This window comes from Advenella alkanexedens, from assembly GCF_019132845.1.
In the GTDB taxonomy this organism is placed as follows: Bacteria; Pseudomonadota; Gammaproteobacteria; order Burkholderiales; family Burkholderiaceae_B; genus Advenella; species Advenella alkanexedens.
Genome location: NZ_JAHSPR010000001.1, coordinates 186035 through 204941, shown reverse-complemented (window position 1 = coordinate 204941; position 18907 = coordinate 186035). Strand labels below are relative to the sequence as shown.

At 47.9% G+C, this 18907-nt stretch carries 15 protein-coding genes; 12 read left to right on the top strand and 3 right to left on the bottom strand.

Going from position 1 to position 18907, the window contains the following annotated elements:
* Positions 1–38: 38 nt before the first annotated feature.
* Positions 39–3728 carry a YhdP family phospholipid transporter gene (locus tag KU392_RS00995; protein WP_217734320.1) on the top strand — a complete coding sequence of 1230 codons (3690 nt, stop codon included), beginning with the start codon at positions 39–41 and terminating at the stop codon, positions 3726–3728.
* Between the two features lie 24 nt (positions 3729–3752).
* The gene (locus KU392_RS00990) at positions 3753–3995 is read left to right on the top strand and encodes a hypothetical protein (protein WP_217734319.1); all 243 of its coding nucleotides are present in this window, start codon (positions 3753–3755) and stop codon (positions 3993–3995) included.
* 146 nt (positions 3996–4141) lie between these two features.
* Here KU392_RS00990 and KU392_RS00985 read toward each other — a convergent pair whose 3' ends face one another.
* Positions 4142–4573: a hypothetical protein gene (locus tag KU392_RS00985; RefSeq protein WP_169294215.1), complete on the bottom strand. Its 432-nt coding sequence runs from the start codon at positions 4571–4573 to the stop codon at positions 4142–4144.
* A gap of 334 nt (positions 4574–4907) precedes the next feature.
* On the opposite strand from KU392_RS00985, the gene tig reads away from it, so the two are divergent.
* From tig to lon, 4 genes are all read left to right on the top strand, one after another.
* Positions 4908–6218, top strand: a complete 1311-nt coding sequence (gene tig / locus KU392_RS00980) for a trigger factor (protein ID WP_169294216.1) — start codon at positions 4908–4910, stop codon at positions 6216–6218.
* Positions 6219–6220: 2 nt separating this feature from the next.
* Positions 6221–6877, top strand: coding sequence for an ATP-dependent Clp endopeptidase proteolytic subunit ClpP (gene clpP, locus KU392_RS00975; RefSeq protein WP_169294290.1), 657 nt, complete (start codon positions 6221–6223; stop codon positions 6875–6877).
* A gap of 83 nt (positions 6878–6960) precedes the next feature.
* Positions 6961–8277, top strand: coding sequence for an ATP-dependent Clp protease ATP-binding subunit ClpX (clpX, locus tag KU392_RS00970; RefSeq protein WP_169294217.1), 1317 nt, complete (start codon positions 6961–6963; stop codon positions 8275–8277).
* Positions 8278–8381: 104 nt separating this feature from the next.
* Complete coding sequence (gene lon / locus KU392_RS00965; protein WP_217734318.1) at positions 8382–10841, top strand: endopeptidase La; 2460 nt, start codon at positions 8382–8384, stop codon at positions 10839–10841.
* Between the two features lie 89 nt (positions 10842–10930).
* Here the strand turns inward: lon and KU392_RS00960 are convergent, their stop codons facing one another.
* Positions 10931–11707, bottom strand: a complete 777-nt coding sequence (locus tag KU392_RS00960) for a hypothetical protein (protein WP_169294219.1) — start codon at positions 11705–11707, stop codon at positions 10931–10933.
* A gap of 49 nt (positions 11708–11756) precedes the next feature.
* Complete coding sequence (locus KU392_RS00955) at positions 11757–12203, bottom strand: OmpA family protein (protein ID WP_169294220.1); 447 nt, start codon at positions 12201–12203, stop codon at positions 11757–11759.
* A gap of 541 nt (positions 12204–12744) precedes the next feature.
* On the opposite strand from KU392_RS00955, the gene thrS reads away from it, so the two are divergent.
* From thrS to ptsP, 6 genes are all read left to right on the top strand, one after another.
* Positions 12745–14679, top strand: coding sequence for a threonine--tRNA ligase (thrS, locus tag KU392_RS00950; RefSeq protein WP_169294221.1), 1935 nt, complete (start codon positions 12745–12747; stop codon positions 14677–14679).
* Between the two features lie 28 nt (positions 14680–14707).
* On the top strand, positions 14708–15247 hold the full coding sequence (gene infC / locus KU392_RS00945; RefSeq protein WP_189383735.1) for a translation initiation factor IF-3: 540 nt from the start codon (positions 14708–14710) through the stop codon (positions 15245–15247).
* A gap of 72 nt (positions 15248–15319) precedes the next feature.
* Complete coding sequence (gene gshB / locus KU392_RS00940) at positions 15320–16282, top strand: glutathione synthase (RefSeq protein WP_217734317.1); 963 nt, start codon at positions 15320–15322, stop codon at positions 16280–16282.
* Between the two features lie 8 nt (positions 16283–16290).
* Entirely contained in the window at positions 16291–16704 is a 414-nt protein-coding gene (locus KU392_RS00935) for a PTS sugar transporter subunit IIA (protein ID WP_169294223.1), read from the top strand.
* 29 nt (positions 16705–16733) lie between these two features.
* Positions 16734–17003, top strand: coding sequence for an HPr family phosphocarrier protein (locus tag KU392_RS00930; RefSeq protein ID WP_169294224.1), 270 nt, complete (start codon positions 16734–16736; stop codon positions 17001–17003).
* A gap of 21 nt (positions 17004–17024) precedes the next feature.
* On the top strand, positions 17025–18779 hold the full coding sequence (gene ptsP, locus KU392_RS00925; RefSeq protein WP_246587176.1) for a phosphoenolpyruvate--protein phosphotransferase: 1755 nt from the start codon (positions 17025–17027) through the stop codon (positions 18777–18779).
* The last annotated feature ends 128 nt before the right edge of the window (positions 18780–18907 follow it).

The window sequence follows — 18907 nt, the reverse complement described above, 5'->3', positions numbered from 1 at the left end:
TACACTGGACTGTAACCATCAAGATGTGAGCCGCCCCAGTGAGCGTTGCCAGGAAAATTTTACGCTATTGTTTAGTCTTTTTTATTGGTTTTTTGATTCTGCTTGCTGCCTTGTCATTGGGGGTAAGGTATTTTCTTGTTCCAAACCTGCATCAATGGCTGCCTCAAATTCAGACATATATCAGCAAAACGCTGGATATGGATGTCCGCGTGGAGCAGTTGTCGCTTGCCTGGGAAGACAGCCCCGTCTTGCAATTGCAAGGTGTTACGGTTGAAAACAATGAGAAAAATGAATACTTGAAGATTAAATCGGTGTCAGCGGGGGTAAGCTGGCTTAACCTGTTGCGCATGCGTCCTTTTTTATCTGAAATCAGTATTCATAACGCCGCCCTGAATATACGCCGGGATGCCGATGGAAGCATACACCTGCTGGGGCAAAAGCTGCTTGGACAGGATAAAGCCAGCGTACCCGAGAGTGTGATGGACAAAGGCGAGTCGTCCCTGCTGGCAGGATGGCTGGCATCCCTGTCTTCGCTTCGTCTGAACGATGCTGATCTGATCTGGGTTGATGAACAGCGGCAGGCTCAGCCTTTGGTGTTGTCGGGAGTTTATCTGGATATAAAGCCCGTGCATGATGAACTTGATGTTTCATTGTCTGCCCGTTTGCCTGAACATTTGGGTGATACGTTCGCCCTTGAGGCGACCTTGCAGCAGGTTTCGGGGGCGCAAGGGCAATTGCAATGGAGCGGTGAAGTCAACGCAAAATTAAACGGCCTGTCTTTGCTTGATCTTGCGCCATGGTTAAACATTCCCGAGCAGCTTCGTTCAGGTTATCTCAATCATGCTGCGCTTGTCCTGGAAGTGAGCCAGAATAAAATCGGCAAAATTTCACTGGATGCCGAGGCAAGAGATTTCAGGTTGGAAGACCATTTAAGAAAACATGTTTTCGTTCTGGCCTCTGGACTTATGCGGTTAAAACTGGATACCCGTTTCAGCAATATACAGGCGGAAATCAGGCGGCGTTCAAGTTCCATGAATGCAGAGCAGATGTCCGATGAAGCAGTGGCCGAGCTTACCCCCTGGGTATTTTCTTTTATGGCCAATCAGTTTTTCTATGAAGATAAAACAGCCTTTAATGAACCGGTGATGCTTGATCAGATCGATATAACAGGCCGCTTTCAGCGCGATGAACAGCAGTTTCCGTGGGTCAGCATACAGCAGGGAAGCATTAAAAATGACGACCTGGATATCAATGTCAGTGGCAATTGGCATTTTGATCCGCATTCGGATAATGGTATTGTTGATTTGCAGGGTGATCTTCATTCACTGAAATTGCCGCATTTGTATCGTTATTTGCCCAATGTTATTGCTGATACTGCCCTGGAATGGCTAACCCATGCCTTTAAGGATGGTCAGCTTGACAATGCGCCTTTTATGTTGAAAGGGGTGGTGGATCATTTTCCTTTTGGGTTGCGTCCACAGTCGGGTGATTTTCATGTAAAGGGCGATTATAAAAATTTGGCTCTTGATTATCACCAGCATGAGATAAAGGGGCGAAAATGGCCAGTTGTTTATTCGGAAAGTGGCAAGGTCGATTTTCGGCGCGACAAGATTGCCCTGCAATCCGGGCAGGCCTATTTTTTGATTCAGGAAGATAAAAAAATTGATCTGAATGATTTTTCCGGATTGGTCTCCAGTATTGAAAAAGATACCAAGGTGGCGTTGCAGGCCAACTCAGTGGCGCCAGCTGAAAATTTCCTGGCGTTTACACGGATCACGCCTTTGGGGTATCTCATCAAAAACGCGCTGGATACAGCCAGTGCAACCGGCACCTGGCAGATTCCGTTGCGTCTGTTTATCCCGGTGAATGATGCGAATAATGCCAAGGTAAGCGGCACCATTCATATTCAGGATGCTGACTTTCAGTTTGAGCCAGACTATCCCTGGTTAAGAAAAATGAATGGTTCCTTGCGGTTTGATGAAACCGAGTTGGTGGCGCAAAAACTGGTAGGGAACATGTTGGGCGGGCCTGTGACCCTGGAAGGCCATATCGGTTCTTCAGGTAACTCCTTGAACATGAAAGGGATGTTTACCGGTGAGGGGCTCAGGGAAGTGTTGTCGGCCAAGGGTATGGAACGGATCAAGGGGCAGGCCAATTATGAGGCCAAGTTTGATTTTCTGGCAGGTGGAAAGGTCAATGTGCAGGTTGATTCTTCCCTGCAGGGCCTTGCCCTGGATTTCCCGGGTGAAGTGGGTAAATCTGCTGCAGCATCAAAACCGTTACGGGCCCGCTGGTTGAGTGCTGCCTATAAAAATAACGATAATGCCAGGGTGCTTGAGCTGGATCTGGGACAGGGTACTGTCAGGGCGATATTTGAACGCGATGTTCAATCCAGGAACGGTGCTTTTTTTTATAAAGGGGGCGTAGGTGTACTGGCTGAGCCAATAATGCCGGCGCAGGGTTTGAAAATATCCGCCCGGCCTGCTGTTGTTGATGTCCAGCAATGGCTGGATATTGTGGATGAGTTTGATTCTGGCAAAACCGTCGGCAAGTCATCACGGGTATTTCCCGATGTCAGTGCCTTGCAGCTGGATACCGCTTCTTTGCGTTATCTGTCACAAACTATTGCTCAGGCCAGGGTGTCGGGTATAAAAAATCCTAAATCCTCCGCATGGGGGTTTCGTATTGATGCCGAAGCGGTAACTGGCGATATTGATTGGGTGCCTGGCAAAGTGGCGCATGAGGATTTTGTGGCTGCCCGTTTTGATCATCTGGCCTTGAATTCAGAGTCTGGGGATAAGGAAGACGACAAGGATCAGAAAAATGGCAATGCCTCCAAACGACTTGATTTGCCAAGACTGGATATTAGTGCCAAACGATTTCTGATATTTGATAAAGAGTTGGGCTCACTTAAGCTGAAAGGGCGTAAAAAAAACCGGCAGGATAATTGGCAGATTGACAATTTGGCCATTAACAATGTTGGTGGCTCTTTGTATGCTACCGGTGCGCTTAAAACCGAAAAGAACAGTACGGGGCTGGATCTTAAGCTGAATCTGAACTTTCTGGACTTGGGGCGGTTGCTTTCTGTTCTGTTGGAAAAGACAGTGGTTGCCGGTGGTAAAGGATATGTAAATGGTGTGTTGAAATGGCCTGATATCAGCGATCTGGATTTGAACCAGATTGACCTTAGTCTTGAGAGTCGTGTCACGGAAGGCAGATTGCTGAGTATTGACTCGAAAGTGGCCAAGGCATTGGAGTTGCTGGCATTGCAATCGATTAGCCGGATTCCGGAGTTTGGCAGTACCTTGGGTAATTCCTTCAAGGATGGCGTCAGTTTTGATATGGCCAGGGCCAGCTTGAATATGAAGCAGGGGGAAGTGCAGGTTTCCGATTTTCGGCTGAGTGGTCCGGCCGTGGCTATTGTGGCGTCCGGTGATACCAATATAAACACTGAAACGCTTGATTTTCAGGCGGTGGTGGTGCCTAATCTTGATATCAGTGGCGCTGCCATTTTGACAGGGGTGATTGTGAATCCGGTGGTGGGTGTGGGGGCTTTTCTTTCCCAGTGGTTATTGCAGGCGCCCTTGCAACGCTCATTGACCGCCAGATATTTTGTGCGTGGTACCTGGAGTGAGCCTATAATTAACGATGCCGTATTGCCGACCGAAGAAGAGCTGAAAGAGAAAGAAGCGAGCAAGAAAATCAATGATTTGTACAGAAGTAACTAAGTTATTTACTTGAGAAGGTTGGAAATGAAAAAAACAGGATTGCTTGCCATTGGCGTGTTATTGGCCGGTTGTGCCATACAGGACGGGATCTCTGAGTCGGGTTCAAGTGTCACCCGTTATATGTGTAATAAAACGACGGCTGTGGCTGAGGGGCAGGATGGTATGGATACTGCCGTGTCTGAGCAGACTTATCCCTGCACCAAGGAAGAGTTTGAGTCCATGAACAAGGTGTATGGGTCTATGGAGGAATTGAAGAAAAGTTTGTGAGTTTGGCAAAAGCCCGTTGGTATGGGTGGGATTAGGACAGGCATTTGCCTGGGTATTCAGAAGCCCAAAAAAAAACAAGGTCTCATATAAAATGAGGCCTTGTTTAGGTGTGCGGTACTGCCCAAATAAGTACTTGGGTAGAGAAGTTATTGCTTGAACAGAACTTTGTCAAACACTAAACCGGCAAAGGCGGCAACGGTTGCCACGGCTGACCAGTGTAGATCGCCTGAAGTGCTTTGAATGACAATCACGTAAGCAGTGGTACCAAAAATGGTGCCAAAAACAGCCCTGATTGCAAAATAGGCCCAGTTTTCATCTTCGATAGCCTTGTTGTTTTCCGGTATGGAAGTAAAGCGACAGTGTTGGTGGTCGAAAAGGCGGGTTGCAATGGAAATGATTGAGCCAAGGGCGCCAAAGAACATGGCGATAAAACTGACGGACCAGGTAATGAGTGCGGTAAACAGACCGAACACAATCAGGCCAATCACGAAACTTCCGTTTGAAAAGCGTGGTTTGCGGAATTCTTGAGTTTGATCGGGTGTTGCTGTGGAAGTGTTTTGTTGATCAAAATCAGTCATGAGTTCATACCCCTTGAAAAATAATAAAATATGTACGTGTAAATATTGGCTTAATGATTTTAAGTACATATTAAAGTGTATTGATTTAATGCCCGGGGTGCAACAATGAAACGGAATATTATACTAATCCTTGCGATTTCTTTAACTTTATCTGCCTGTGTATACGGGGTGGGGGCCGTGGGCGGGAACGGTGGCGTAGCCGTTGGTGTGGGTACGGGCGTTGCATTTTGAGTATTTTTGACAAATTAAACGTAAAAAAATGATGGTCATCCGCTTTTTTGGGTAAAATGACTGGTTATACTATTAATTTTTCCGCAATATAAAAGGTTTATAAATGCAGGCAACGGTAGAAACTCTTGAAGGCCTTGAGCGCCAGGTAAATCTAATCATCGCTTTGGATGATATCGAAAAGGACGTTAAAACGCAGCTGCAACGTGTGGCCCGTACTGCTAAAGTGCAGGGTTTCCGTCCAGGCAAGGCGCCTATTTCTGTCATAGAACGCAGTCACGGCCCTGGTATCCGCTACGATGTCATTAATCAAAAAGTCGGTCAGGAATTTGACAAAATCATCAAGGAAGCCAATTTGCGTGTTGCCGGTATGCCTTCCATTGAGCCTAAAACAGAAGGTGTTGAAGAAGGTCAGGTTGGTTTTGTAGCCAAATTTGAAGTCTATCCTGAGGTTTCCCTGCCCGATCTTTCCACACTGGAAGTGGTGCGTTATACCGCTGAAGTGGGTGATGAGGAAATCAACCGTACCGTTGATATCCTGCGTAAACAGCGTGCCACTTACGAAGCCCGTGAAGACCGTGCCGCTCAAAAAGATGACCGCGTTACCCTGGATTTCGTTGGCACCATTGATGGTGTTGAATTTGAAGGTGGCAAGGCTGAAAACTTCCCCTTCCTGCTGGGTCAGGGTCGCATGTTGCCAGAATTTGAAGAGGCTGCAACCGGCCTGAAAGCGGGCGAAAGCAAAACTTTCCCGCTGTCTTTCCCAGAAGATTACGCAGGCAAGGAAGTTGCTGGCAAAACTGCTGAATTCACGATCACGGTTAAAGAAGTGGCTGAGCCTGTATTGCCTGAAGTCAACGAAGAGTTCGCCAAATCACTGGGTCAGGCTGAAGGCAGCACCGAAAAACTGCTTGAGGAAATTCGCAACAATATCGAGCGTGAAGTCAAAAACCGTATCCAAGGCCGCACCAAAAGCAGCGTGATGGATGCCCTGGCTAATGCCGCTACCTTCGATATTCCCAAAGCCTTGGTTGAAAACGATGTTCAGGCACGCATTGCTGCTGCCCGCGAAGAACTGAAGCAACGCGGTGTGCCTAATGCAGATCAAATGCCAATTCCTGCTGAAACATTCCAGCCAGAATCCGAGCGTCGCGTACGTCTGGGCTTGTTGGTGGGTGAATTGGTTGAACAGGCCAAGTTGCAGGTCACTCCTGAGCAGGTTCGCGCCCGCATCGAAGAGTTTTCTCAAAACTATGAAAAACCCGAGCAGGTTATCAGCTATTACCTGTCTGATCGCCAGCGTCGCGCTGAAATCGAAGCCGTTGTTCTTGAAGACAACGTGGTTGATCATGTTTTGTCTTTGGCTAAAGTGGCTGAAGAAGCCGTCGCTTTTGATGACTTAATGGGAACAATGTAATGATGCACCGTTTTACCGATTTTTATGCGTCCATGCATGGGGGCGAGTCGGTGACGCCGACCGGCCTTGGCTATATCCCCATGGTTATAGAACAGTCTGGTCGTGGTGAAAGATCATATGATATTTATTCCCGTCTTCTGAAGGAACGCGTTGTCTTCCTCGTGGGGCAGGTTAATGATCAATCGGCCAATCTTGTGGTTGCACAATTGCTATTTCTTGAGTCGGAAAATCCTGACAAGGATATCTCCCTGTACATTAACTCGCCAGGTGGCGGTGTTTATGCCGGATTGGCCATTTACGACACAATGCAATTCGTCAAACCCGATGTCTCTACCTTGTGTACGGGTATGGCTGCCAGTATGGGGGCTTTTTTGTTAAGTTCCGGTGCCAAGGGCAAGCGTTACAGCCTGCCCAACTCGCGCATCATGATTCACCAGCCTTTAGGGGGTGCGCAGGGTCAGGCAACCGATATCGAAATCCAGGCACGCGAGATTCTCAGTTTGCGTGACCGCCTGAACGAGATTCTGTCCAGCAATACCGGCCAGCCCATCGAGAGAATCCGTGAGCACACCGAGCGTGATAATTACATGGCACCCGAAGATGCACAGGCTTACGGTTTAATTGATAAAGTACTTACCACAAGGGCCGCAGGAGTATAGTTTTGCTATACTATCCTTAAAGGTAACCTTAATGGCCGACCTTTTATACGGTCGGCCTTTTTTGCGAGATATACATACATAATATGGCAGATAAAAACAGTTCTTCCGATGGCAAAGTTTTGCATTGCTCTTTTTGCAATAAAAGTCAGGATGACGTTCGCAAGTTAATTTCAGGGCCCGGTTCGATTTTTATTTGTGATGAATGTATTGAACTGTGCAATGAGATTATTCGGGATAGTGCGCATGAAGATGCTCGCGAGGCAATCAAGACAGAATTGCCAACCCCTGCGCAGATTAAGTCATTCCTGGATCAGTACGTTATTGGGCAAGATCAGCCCAAACGCAGTTTGGCAGTGGCTGTTTACAACCATTACAAACGCATCCGTCATGGTGAACTGAACAAAGACGAAGAGGTTGAGTTGTCCAAGAGTAATATTTTGCTCATTGGGCCTACCGGTTCAGGTAAAACCCTGCTGGCTCAAACGCTTGCCCGTCAGCTGGATGTCCCCTTTGTCATGGCCGATGCCACCACGCTTACCGAAGCCGGATATGTGGGTGAAGACGTTGAAAACATCGTTCAGAAATTGCTGCAAAACTGCAATTATGATGTTGAAAAAGCACAGCGTGCGATTGTGTATATCGATGAAATAGATAAAATATCGCGTAAATCCGATAATCCGTCCATCACGCGTGATGTGTCCGGAGAGGGTGTGCAGCAGGCGTTGCTCAAACTCATTGAAGGAACGGTTGCTTCGGTACCTCCGCAGGGTGGACGCAAGCATCCCAACCAGGATTTCGTCCAGATTGATACCACCAATATTCTGTTCATTGTGGGCGGTGCCTTCGATGGACTCGAAAAAGTTATTCAAAACCGAACCGAAAAATCAGGCATTGGTTTTGGTGCCCAGGTTCAGTCAAAATCAGAAAAAGGCGTTGGAGAGGTCTTTGCCACGGTCGAGCCCGAAGATATCATCAAGTTCGGTTTGATTCCCGAGCTGGTTGGTCGCTTGCCGGTGGTGGCAACCCTGGAAGAGTTGAATGAAGAGGCCTTGGTCAGAATCCTGACCGAACCCAAAAATGCATTGGTCAAACAGTTCCAGAAGCTGTTCGCCATGGAGGACGTAGAGTTGGAAATTCGTCCCCAGGCATTGGTGGCTATTGCCAAAAAGGCCCTGAAACGTAAAACAGGTGCTCGTGGCCTTCGCTCCATTCTTGAGGCTGCGCTTATGTCAACCATGTTTGACCTTCCTTCCCGCAAGAATGTTATTAAAGTTGTACTTGATGAGGCCGCCGTCAATGGTACTGGTACTCCGTTGCTGATTTTCAGTGATGATGCCGAGTCAGGGAAAGCGTCTGCTTCAGACACTAAAACCCGTAATTTAAAAAACGCAGCAGCATAAACAACATTTTGTTAGTATATGGAGACAAGCCTTGAATTTAACGGTTTGGCCTCCATATTCCTATCATTATTATTTATAACAGATTGTTTTCAAGGAAAATGCTTATGTCTGCGAGTCAAATTTTGCCTGCAGAATCAATAGAGTTGCCGTTGTTGCCTTTGCGTGACGTGGTGGTTTTTCCCCACATGGTTATTCCTTTGTTTGTAGGTCGACCCCGTTCCATTCGTGCCCTAGAGGCTGCCATGGAGGCTGGTAAGCAAATCATGCTGGTTGCTCAAAAAACGGCCAACAAAGATGAGCCAGCGCCTGAAGATATTTATGAAATTGGCAGTATTGCCACTATTTTGCAAATGTTGAAACTTCCCGATGGTACGGTCAAGGTGCTGGTGGAAGGGCTTCAGCGTGCGCACGTTGAGGAAATCCGGGATACGGAATCCAATTTCATCGGTAAGGTAATGCCTATTGTTCCGTCCAGTGAGGGTACCGCTGAACTGGAAGCTTTGCGCCGTACTGTCGTATCCCAGTTTGATCAATACGTCAAACTCAATAAAAAAATACCGCAGGAAATCCTTTCTTCATTAAATAACATAGAAGAAACTGATCGCCTGGCCGACACCATTGCCGCCCATTTGCCTTTAAAACTGGAGCAGAAACAAAATCTGCTTAACGAACTTGATGTAACGGCTCGCCTTGAGGCACTTCTAAGCCAGATAGAGGCCGAGATCGACATTCTTCAGGTTGAAAGGCGCATTCGTGGTCGCGTTAAAAAGCAAATGGAAAAAAGCCAACGTGATTATTACCTTAATGAACAGGTAAAAGCCATCCAGAAAGAGCTGGGTGAGGGCGAAGAGGGTGCTGACCTTGAAGAGCTTGAAAAGAAAATTGAAGCAGCTCAAATGCCCAAGGAGGCCCGTGCCAAGGCGGATGCCGAGCTTAAAAAACTAAAGCTGATGTCTCCGATGTCGGCTGAGGCAACGGTTGTCAGGAACTACATTGATACCCTGATTGGCTTGCCATGGAAGAAAAAAAGCCGTATCAATACCTCGCTTGAAAATGCCGAAAAAATTCTTAACGATGATCATAATGGTTTGGAAAAGGTCAAAGAGCGCATTATTGAATACCTGGCGGTGCAGCAACGCGTTGATAAAGTCAAGGCGCCAATCCTTTGCCTGGTAGGTCCTCCGGGCGTGGGTAAAACCTCGTTGGGTCAGTCTATTGCACGCGCAACCAACCGCAAGTATGTTCGTATGGCCTTGGGTGGTGTTCGTGATGAAGCTGAAATTCGTGGTCACCGTCGTACCTATATTGGCGCAATGCCGGGCAAGATTCTGCAAAACATGAGCAAGGTGGGTGTTCGCAACCCGCTGTTCCTGTTAGATGAAATCGATAAACTGGGTATGGATTTCCGTGGTGATCCATCTTCTGCCCTGCTCGAGGTACTTGATCCAGAACAAAATCATACGTTCCAGGATCATTACGTTGAAGTTGACTACGATTTGTCTGATGTCATGTTTGTGGCTACCAGCAACTCCCTGAATATCCCTGCCGCTTTGCTGGACCGTATGGAAGTGATTCATCTGTCAGGTTATACCGAAGATGAAAAAGTACATATTGCCCTTGATCACCTGATTCCAAAGTTAATGAAAAACAATGGCGTCAAAGAGGGTGAGCTTAAGATTGAGGAAAGTGCGGTACGGGATATTATTCGCTATTACACGCGTGAAGCAGGTGTGCGGGCACTAGAGCGTGAGCTGGGTAAAATCTGTCGAAAAGTTGTCAAGGCAATCCTTATGGGTGCCAAGGCTGGCTCTAAAACAGCTGCCCATAAAGCAACCGCACCCGTTATCGTTGTAACCGATGAAAACCTTGGACAGTATCTGGGTGTACGTAAATACTCCTTTGGTATGGCCGAGAAAGAAAACCAGGTTGGCCAGGTAACTGGTTTGGCCTGGACGGAAGTGGGTGGTGATCTCTTGACGATCGAGGTTGCTGCTGTGACTGGTAAAGGGCTTATCCAGCATACCGGTTCTTTGGGTGATGTCATGAAAGAGTCCATGCAGGCTGCGCGTACAGTGGTAAGGTCGCGTGCCCACAGGCTGGGCTTTGCCGATAGCATCTTCGAGAAAAAAGATATTCATATCCATGTTCCCGAAGGCGCAACGCCTAAAGATGGTCCTTCTGCGGGTATTGCCATTACGACCGCTTTGGTATCTGCCTTGTCAGGCATTCCAGTGCGGGCGGATGTTGCCATGACCGGTGAAATCACCTTGCGAGGTGAGGTGCTGGCCATCGGTGGGCTGAAAGAAAAACTGCTGGCGGCTCATCGTGGTGGTATCAAAACGGTCATTATTCCCGAGGAAAACGTCAAGGACTTGTCTGAGATTCCAGACAACGTGAAAAATCAGCTGGAAATTATTCCTGTGCGTTGGATTGATCGTGTTCTTGAGGTTGCCCTGGAGCGTTTGCCAACACCATTGTCAGAAGCGGAAATTGCCAAACTGGCTCAAGAGGCACTGGCGGCAGGTAAAACACCGTCCAGTGTTGACAGTCCGGTAAAGCATTAAAGTATTGAAATGCTCAAATTTTAATGTTGGCTAGAAATAAAAAATCCAGATGAAAATCTGGATTTTTTATTGCATGCGGATTTGATGGTTTAAAAACCCAGGTCGTTGCGAAGGCGTTCTTTTTGTTGACGCAGGTTTTGCAGTTGATCAAACTCGGGGTTGACCGTATTGATATTGCCCGGGTTGGGATTGCCGCTATTGATGGGGGCTGGGAAATTGTTAAAGGGTGATCCTTCATCGATCTCGAAAGGAGGCGGTTCGGGGGTGATTGCCGGTGCGGCGCCTGGTGCAGGGAAATTGCTTAGCGGTGCAGGGAAACTGTTGTTAATGGCTGCCCCTGATGTATTGTCTTGTAGGCTGTCCGTGGCTTCAAACAGTTGTTCACTAGAGGCTGGTGCAGCCGGTGTGGGAAAAGGACTGGGGGGGGCCAGTGGAACGGGTGGGATAGCCTGTTTGAGATCCGGGTTGAGTTTAAGTGCGTGGGGCTCTTCAGTCGTTTCGGGTATTGCCTCGGGCTCGGCAACGGGTGGTGTGTCTATGGTGGGGATTTGTGATTCTGGGGCAGTGACGTTAACCCCGGGCTCCTGCACGTTGGCTTCGGCTGCTTGGTTTTGGTTTAAAGGGTCTTTACTGGATTCAGCGGGTAAAGTGGTCGGGTTTTCTGTCGGCACCGGCTGCGTTAATTCAGGCGGCTGGATGGTGCCTGAGACAGTAGGGCCGGACTGGGTGCTGTTTTGCATTGGGCTGTTTTCCATGCCTTTGACGTGGGCGCGGGTAAAAACGTCATAAACGGATTTTCCAATGAAAAAAAGCACACCTGTTGCCACAATGGCCAGAATGGTATTTGAAATAATTGGTTTAGCCATACTTGAAAGTGAAGATTAAATGGGTTAATGGGATCCAGGCCAGGCTGGATTAATTGAAAATATTATTGCCAAACTTGTAAAGGTCATCAAAGAAACGTTCAATAGTGCTGACATTCATTTCACTGGTGCTTTCGCCCAGAATGATGATTTTGGTTTTGTATTGATTGTCACTATTCGTTCCCGTTTGGCTGCCATAGGCATTGGGGGGAGTGTAGGCCAGACGGCTCTTGTCGATGCCGCGGTCGGTTAGCGCTTTCATGAGTGTTAAAGAGCGTACTTCCTGCAGTTCCTGATTCAGCTCGCTTGAGCCTGCATTTTCAGAAATGCTGTCGATCAGTACTTTGCGATGAGGGCGTTCTTTAAGCAATTCAGCCACTTTGTTCAAATAGGGGGGGGCATTGGAGGAAAGAGTGGCTGAGCCGGGCATAAACAAATCACTGTCGCGAGAAGTAAGTGCGACGCCACGCGTATCTTGTGTAATTTGAAGGTGACTCATTCCATTGTTACCTGTATTCAAACTTGAGCAAGCGCTTAACAGGCAAAAAAAAGCAAGGCAGAAACCAAGGCGAATGGATTTGAAGGGTTGCATGAGTCTAAATATTGAGGATAAACAATGGGTTAAATTGTAACCCAGATTAGTGCTGTAATGGTTTAACAGTTTTGTCATATACGTTATTTTGTAACCTGTCCGGATATGCGGATAAACGCACGGGGTGTCTATGGCTTGCCAGGCCTGTCAATAATTGGAATAGGCGAAAATGACGGAGTTTGGTCTGTTTTACAACATTTGAGGATGTTTTTTCCATGCAAACACGGCTTTTATTATGCCAAAACACAGAAAATGTTAGAATCAATTAATTATTGTATTTGGTAGAGACTGAAATAAATGAGATCCTTAACTGCACGAACTACGAGAACGGAAACCTAAAATTTCTAGTCGCGATCGTGAGAGTTTCATATTGTGAATTTTTTCAGCAGTCTCATCCTTAGCGCGACTATACACTAGTCGCGTTTTTATTTTTTATTAGGGCATTTAAATGATTCAGATTACTTTACCAGATGGTTCCCAGCGCCAATTCACCGATCCGGTCAGCGTAGGTGAAGTAGCTACGACTATCGCGCCCAGCCTAGGTAAAGCTGCCTTGGCGGGCAAGGTGGCGGTAGGGTCTGAACCAGCCAAGCTGGTAGATACCAGTTATGTCATTACACAAGATGCAAAACTGTCCATCGTAACTGCCAAAGATCCTGAAGGCCTGGATCTTATCCGTCACTCTACCGCCCATTTGCTGGCTTATGCCGTAAAATCGCTCTTCCCCGATGCACAGGTTACCATTGGTCCCGTGATTGATAACGGCTTTTACTACGACTTCTCTTACAAGCGTGCTTTTACGCCCGAAGACCTGCAGAAAATTGAAAAGAAAATGCAGGAACTGGCCAAAAAAGATGAGGTGGTCACCCGTGAAGAGTGGCTGCGTGATGATGCAGTGGCCTTTTTCAAAGAGCAGGGCGAGCATTACAAGGCTGAAATCATTGCCTCCATTCCGTCCAATGAGCCTATCAGTCTGTATCGTGAAGGCGACTTCATCGATTTGTGTCGCGGCCCACACGTGCCTTCAACCGGCAAACTGAAAGTTTTCAAGCTGATGAAAGTGGCCGGTGCCTATTGGCGTGGCAATAGCAACAATGAAATGCTCCAGCGTATTTACGGTACCGCCTGGGCCACCAAAGAAGAGCAGGCCCAGTATTTGCACATGCTTGAAGAAGCCGAGAAGCGGGACCATCGCAAGCTGGGTAAAGAGCTGGATCTGTTCCATTTTCAGGATGAGGGCCCAGGTCTTGTTTTCTGGCACCCCAAAGGCTGGAGAATCTGGCAGCAGGTCGAGCAGTATATGCGCAATGTTTACATTGAGAACGGCTACCAGGAAGTCAAGGCACCCCAAATTCTGGACTTGTCCCTGTGGAAAAAAACCGGACACTGGGATAACTACAAAGAAAACATGTTCACCACTGAATCCGAAAATCGGGTTTATGGGCTTAAACCAATGAACTGTCCCGGTCATGTCCAAATTTACAATTCAGGCTTGCATTCATACCGTGAGTTGCCCATCCGCTATGGTGAGTTTGGTCAGTGTCACCGTAACGAGCCTTCAGGCTCCCTGCATGGCATGATGCGTGTACGTGGCTTTACCCAGGACGATGGTCACATTTTCTGTACTGAAGACCAGTTGCAAGATGAATGCGCCAACTTTACGGCCCTGTTGCAAAAAGTTTATCGTGACTTTGGCTTTACCGATGTCCTGTATAAAGTGGCTACCCGCCCTGAAAAGCGTATTGGGGATGATGCCATCTGGGACAAGGCTGAAGAAGCTCTCATGGAAAGCCTGCGTCGTTCTGGTTGCGAATTTGAAATTTCTCCCGGAGAAGGCGCTTTTTATGGCCCTAAAATTGAATATACCCTGAAAGATGCCATTGGACGTCATTGGCAGTGTGGCACCGTTCAGGTTGACTTTTCCATGCCGGTACGTTTGGGGGCTGAATATGTCGATGCTTCCGACCAGCGTCGTGCGCCAGTGATGGTGCACCGGGCCATTCTGGGCTCCCTTGAGCGCTTCATTGGCATGTTGATTGAAAACTATGCGGGTGCCTTGCCACCATGGCTGGCCCCCGAGCAGGTAGTGGTATGCCCCATCTCGGAAGTATTTTCCGATTATGCCAACAAGGTCGTGGCTATCCTGACCAAGGAAGGCTTCCGTGCTTCCGCTGATTTGCGAAATGAGAAGATCACTCGTAAAATCAGGGAAAACAGTATGCAGAAAGTACCCTACATCCTGGTTGTCGGTGAAAAAGAACAGGAAAATGGCGCTGTGGCCGTTCGTGGTCGTGGTAACCTTGATTTGGGTGTACTATCTGTCGATGATTTCGTCGCGCGTCTTCGCACTGACGTGGCTTTACGTCAAGATGTCAAGGCGTAATTTATTATCTTTTTAAGGAGTTGTTAACATCGCAACCGAAAAATCCCATCGCATAAATGCTGAAATACGCATTCCTGAAGTTCGTCTGATTGGCCTCGAAGGAGAGCAGTTAGGCGTTGTGAAAACACTTGAAGCCATTCGCATGGCTGAGCAGGCAGACGTCGATCTCGTCGAGATCGCGCCTAATGCGTCGCCTCCTGTTTGTCGCTTGATGGATTACGGTAAATTTAAATACCAGGAGCAAAAGCGTCAGCAAGAAGCCAAGGCCAAGCAAAAAGTGATTCAGGTCAAGGAAGTCAAGTTCCGTCCTGCCACCGATGAAGGTGACTATCAGGTCAAGCTTCGTAACCTGCGTCGTTTTATCGACGATGGTGACAAAGCCAAGGTAACACTTCGTTTCCGTGGACGTGAAATGGCACACCAGGAACTGGGTATGCGCGTGTTAGAACGAATTCGGGAAGATCTGGGCGATACGGTCCAGGTTGAGGCCATGCCCAAGCTCGAAGGACGTCAAATGGTAATGGTGCTTGCTCCGCGTAAAAAAGCCGTGGGCGGCAAGGCTGAATAAACCTGGTCATTCAGTTTTTATGACTCAATATATCCCGCTTTAACCGGCGGGAGTTTCTTTGGAAGTATAGCAATGCACGTATTATTCATCATAGACCCATTGCCCTTGTTAAAAGCATATAAAGACACATCGGTCGCCATGATGCGTGCCTTGATAAAACGCGGCCATTCCATCAGTGTTGCCCATCAGGGTGACCTGTTTATTGAAACCGGTCGGGTTTTTGTCCGCTCACGTTCCATACAAATTGAAGAGAATGCCAATTTGCATGGTAATGCCTGGTGGGCCTATACCTCTGAAGGCAATGAATTCCCATTGGTGCATTTTGATGCAACCATTATGCGCAAAGACCCTCCATTTGACATGGAGTACGTTTATTCAACCCACCTGCTGGAATATGCCGGGCAGCAAGGGGCTAAAGTATTCAATTCAGGGGCGGCCATCCGTAACCATCCTGAAAAATTGTCGATTACCGAGTTTTCAGCATTTACCGCGCCTACCCTGGTAACCCGTGATATGTCACGAATCAGGCAGTTTCACGCCCAGCACCAGGATATCGTTGTCAAGCCGCTTGACGGCATGGGGGGTAGTGGTGTTTTCCGGGTGCTCCAGAATGAAGCAAATTTAAATGCGATTCTCGAGTTGCTGACTCAGGAAGGGAACCGTACTATCATGGCGCAGCGCTTCATTCCGGAAATTACCAATGGTGACAAGCGTATTCTGCTTATTGATGGTGCACCCATTCCTTATGCGCTCGCACGTATTCCACTGGCCGGTGAGACAAGGGGCAACCTGGCGGCAGGCGGGCGTGGAGTAGCACAAAAACTCACTGATCGCGATCTGCAAATTGCACAGGCGATTGCGCCTGTATTACGGCAAAGAGGCTTGTTACTGGTAGGATTGGACGTTATTGGTGATTACGTAACCGAAATTAATGTAACCAGCCCAACCTGTTTTGTTGAGATTACCGAGCAAACCGGTTTCGACGTGGCGGCGCACTTCGCCCAAGCGCTTGAAAAAGCGGTTTTATCTGCCTAAGGTTGCTTATGACTGTGATAGCAATAATTGCCCATGTGCCTTTGGCATCTGCCCTGCACGATTGTGCAACTCATGTCTATGGTGATCTGGAAAACTTTGTGTTCTTTGATATAGAACCCGATGTGGATCCTGAGCAAAAAGTTGTGGAAATTACAGAGCAGTTAAGAAACCAGGCCGGTCAAAACCATACGGTATTGGCTTTGGCGGATTTGGGTGGTGCAACACCCGCCAATATTGGAGCAAGGGCGGTACAGCGTTTACAAAATGCCGGTATTCAGGCGCATATTCTTTCGGGCACCAATGCCTGCATGATTCTGAATGCCATTCGTTATCGTGAGAAACCGTTGGAAGAATTATGCGAAGCGGTTTTTGAGGGTGGCAAAAAGGGCATGAAATGTATTGATCTTGTCAAAGGTCAATGAATTCCGGTTATTAACGTATAGAATGAATTATGGCTTCAGTAGAAATTATTATTAGCAACAAGTTGGGATTGCATGCCAGAGCTGCCGCAAAATTAACGCAGCTGGCCAGTTCTTTCAGCAGCGAAATATTTATCAGTCGTGCAGCGCAGCGCGTCAATGCCAAAAGCATTATGGGTGTCATGATGCTGGCGGCCGGTAAGGGTACGCCCGTTACACTCGAGGCAACGGGTGATGATGCTGCCGAAGCATTACAGCAACTCGAGGCCTTGTTCAATGGTAAATTTGGTGAGCCAGAGTAAACATAAAGATTGGGCCTGCATATGAGAGAATCAAAGGATATCGCCCCTTCAACCGCTGTGATGCTCATGCGTGGAAAGGGTGTGGCCCGAGGGTTTGCCATTGGTCGTGCGATTATTATGGGTGCAGCCACCCTGGAAGTCGCACACTACCGCATTGCCACTGATGATATCCCGCAGGAATGTGCCCGTCTTGATGCTGCGCTTGAAACGGTTTACAACGATCTGCAGCATATTATTAAAAATCTGCCGCCCGATGCGCCCAAAGAACTGACCCCTTTGCTAAATGTTCACAGCTTGCTGGTTTCCGATCCCATGCTGTCAGAACAAACCCGCGAAATCATTGCCAGTCGCCAGTACAATGCCGAATGGGCGTTAAGTACCCAGGGCCAATTGCTGGCGGATCAATTTTCGCTCATGGAAGATGAATATATTCGTGAGCGTGCCGCCGATGTCAATCAGGTTATTGAAAGGGTGTTGCGGGTTTTATCAGGGATGGGATCATCCCTGTTGCCCGATATGTCGCCAGATCTGGATATTAATTCATCCATTGTTGTGGCTCATGATATTTCTCCCGCAGACATGATTAAATTGCGCGGCGCCCGTTTTGCCGCTTTCGTCACCGATCTGGGTGGCGCAACCTCGCACACCGCCATTGTTGCCCGCAGCATGAATGTCCCGGCCGTGGTCGGCATGGGTAATATTCGCAGTCTGGTTCGTGACAAAGACATGTTGATTGTCGATGGTGAGGCCGGTCTTGTCATTGTCAATCCGTCTCCGCTCATTCTGTCCGAATACCAGCAGAAGCAGGATGCGTATATACGGGAACGTGCCGAGCTGATTATTCATAAGGATGAACCGGCCATTACCCTTGACGGTAAAAAGATCAAACTTGAAGCGAATATAGAGCTGCCGCACGAGGCCGATGAGGTCATGCACTTGGGGGCTGATGGCATTGGCCTGTTTCGTAGCGAATTCCTGTTCATGGGGCGGGAAACCTTGCCTGATGAAGAAGAGCAATACGAAGCGTATTCGTATGTCCTGAAAACCATGCAGGGCAAGCCTGTTACCATCCGAACATTGGATATCGGTTCAGACAAAACCCTCGATGGTGAAGCCACCGTTGCCGCCAATCCGGCCTTGGGGTTACGGGCTGTCAGATATTGTCTGTCACGTCCCGAAATGTTCCAGACACAATTAAGAGCTTTGCTTAGGGCTTCGGTGCATGGGAAATTAAGGATCCTGATTCCCATGCTGTCTCATATGCATGAGTTGCATTCGGTCAAGCAGGCGATTGAATTTGCCAAAAACCAGCTTGTCGAAGAGGGGTATGCGTACGCAGACGACATTGAATTGGGTGCCATGGTTGAAATACCGGCCATTGCGATTGCCATAGAACCATTCCTGAAGCATCTTGATTTTGTTTCTATCGGAACCAATGACCTGATCCAGTATACGCTGGCTATTGATCGGGTTGATAACGAAGTCTCGGATTTATACGATCCCATGCACCCGGCTGTTTTGCGTTTGATTTCCCAAACCATACAGGCCGGAGAGCGTGCCGGTAAAGCAGTGGCGGTATGTGGTGAAATGGCGGGTGAATCCCGTTACACGCGGTTGTTGCTGGGCTTGGGCCTTACCGAGTTTTCCATGCATCCGCAGCAATTGCTCGATGTAAAGAAAATAGTGCGCACTTCCCATACCAATGCCTTAAGAAGCAAAATTGCCACGGCACTTAATCATGCCGAATATATTGATCTGGGGATACTTGAGGTTTAATTGAGTCCTGTCAAGATACTCTTTCCTTTTCACATAATCTTTCCTTTTCACATAATCTTTCCTTTTCACATAAAAAAAGACCGGTTTTAAACCGGTCTAAATTTTGAACACTGAGGAAGGAAGGGCCG

Bases quoted from the DNA above. Each gene is read 5' to 3' on its own strand.
- gshB (WP_217734317.1), top strand. From the start codon at position 15,320: ATGCACGTATTATTCATCATAGACCCATTGCCCTTGTTAAAAGCATAT.
- KU392_RS00985 (WP_169294215.1), bottom strand. From the start codon at position 4,573: ATGACTGATTTTGATCAACAAAACACTTCCACAGCAACACCCGATCAA.
- KU392_RS00955 (WP_169294220.1), bottom strand. From the start codon at position 12,203: ATGAGTCACCTTCAAATTACACAAGATACGCGTGGCGTCGCACTTACT.
- KU392_RS00960 (WP_169294219.1), bottom strand. From the start codon at position 11,707: ATGGCTAAACCAATTATTTCAAATACCATTCTGGCCATTGTGGCAACA.
- lon (WP_217734318.1), top strand. From the start codon at position 8,382: ATGTCTGCGAGTCAAATTTTGCCTGCAGAATCAATAGAGTTGCCGTTG.
- KU392_RS00990 (WP_217734319.1), top strand. From the start codon at position 3,753: ATGAAAAAAACAGGATTGCTTGCCATTGGCGTGTTATTGGCCGGTTGT.
- ptsP (WP_246587176.1), top strand. From the start codon at position 17,025: ATGAGAGAATCAAAGGATATCGCCCCTTCAACCGCTGTGATGCTCATG.
- KU392_RS00935 (WP_169294223.1), top strand. From the start codon at position 16,291: ATGACTGTGATAGCAATAATTGCCCATGTGCCTTTGGCATCTGCCCTG.
- thrS (WP_169294221.1), top strand. From the start codon at position 12,745: ATGATTCAGATTACTTTACCAGATGGTTCCCAGCGCCAATTCACCGAT.
- clpX (WP_169294217.1), top strand. From the start codon at position 6,961: ATGGCAGATAAAAACAGTTCTTCCGATGGCAAAGTTTTGCATTGCTCT.
- KU392_RS00930 (WP_169294224.1), top strand. From the start codon at position 16,734: ATGGCTTCAGTAGAAATTATTATTAGCAACAAGTTGGGATTGCATGCC.
- tig (WP_169294216.1), top strand. From the start codon at position 4,908: ATGCAGGCAACGGTAGAAACTCTTGAAGGCCTTGAGCGCCAGGTAAAT.
- clpP (WP_169294290.1), top strand. From the start codon at position 6,221: ATGCACCGTTTTACCGATTTTTATGCGTCCATGCATGGGGGCGAGTCG.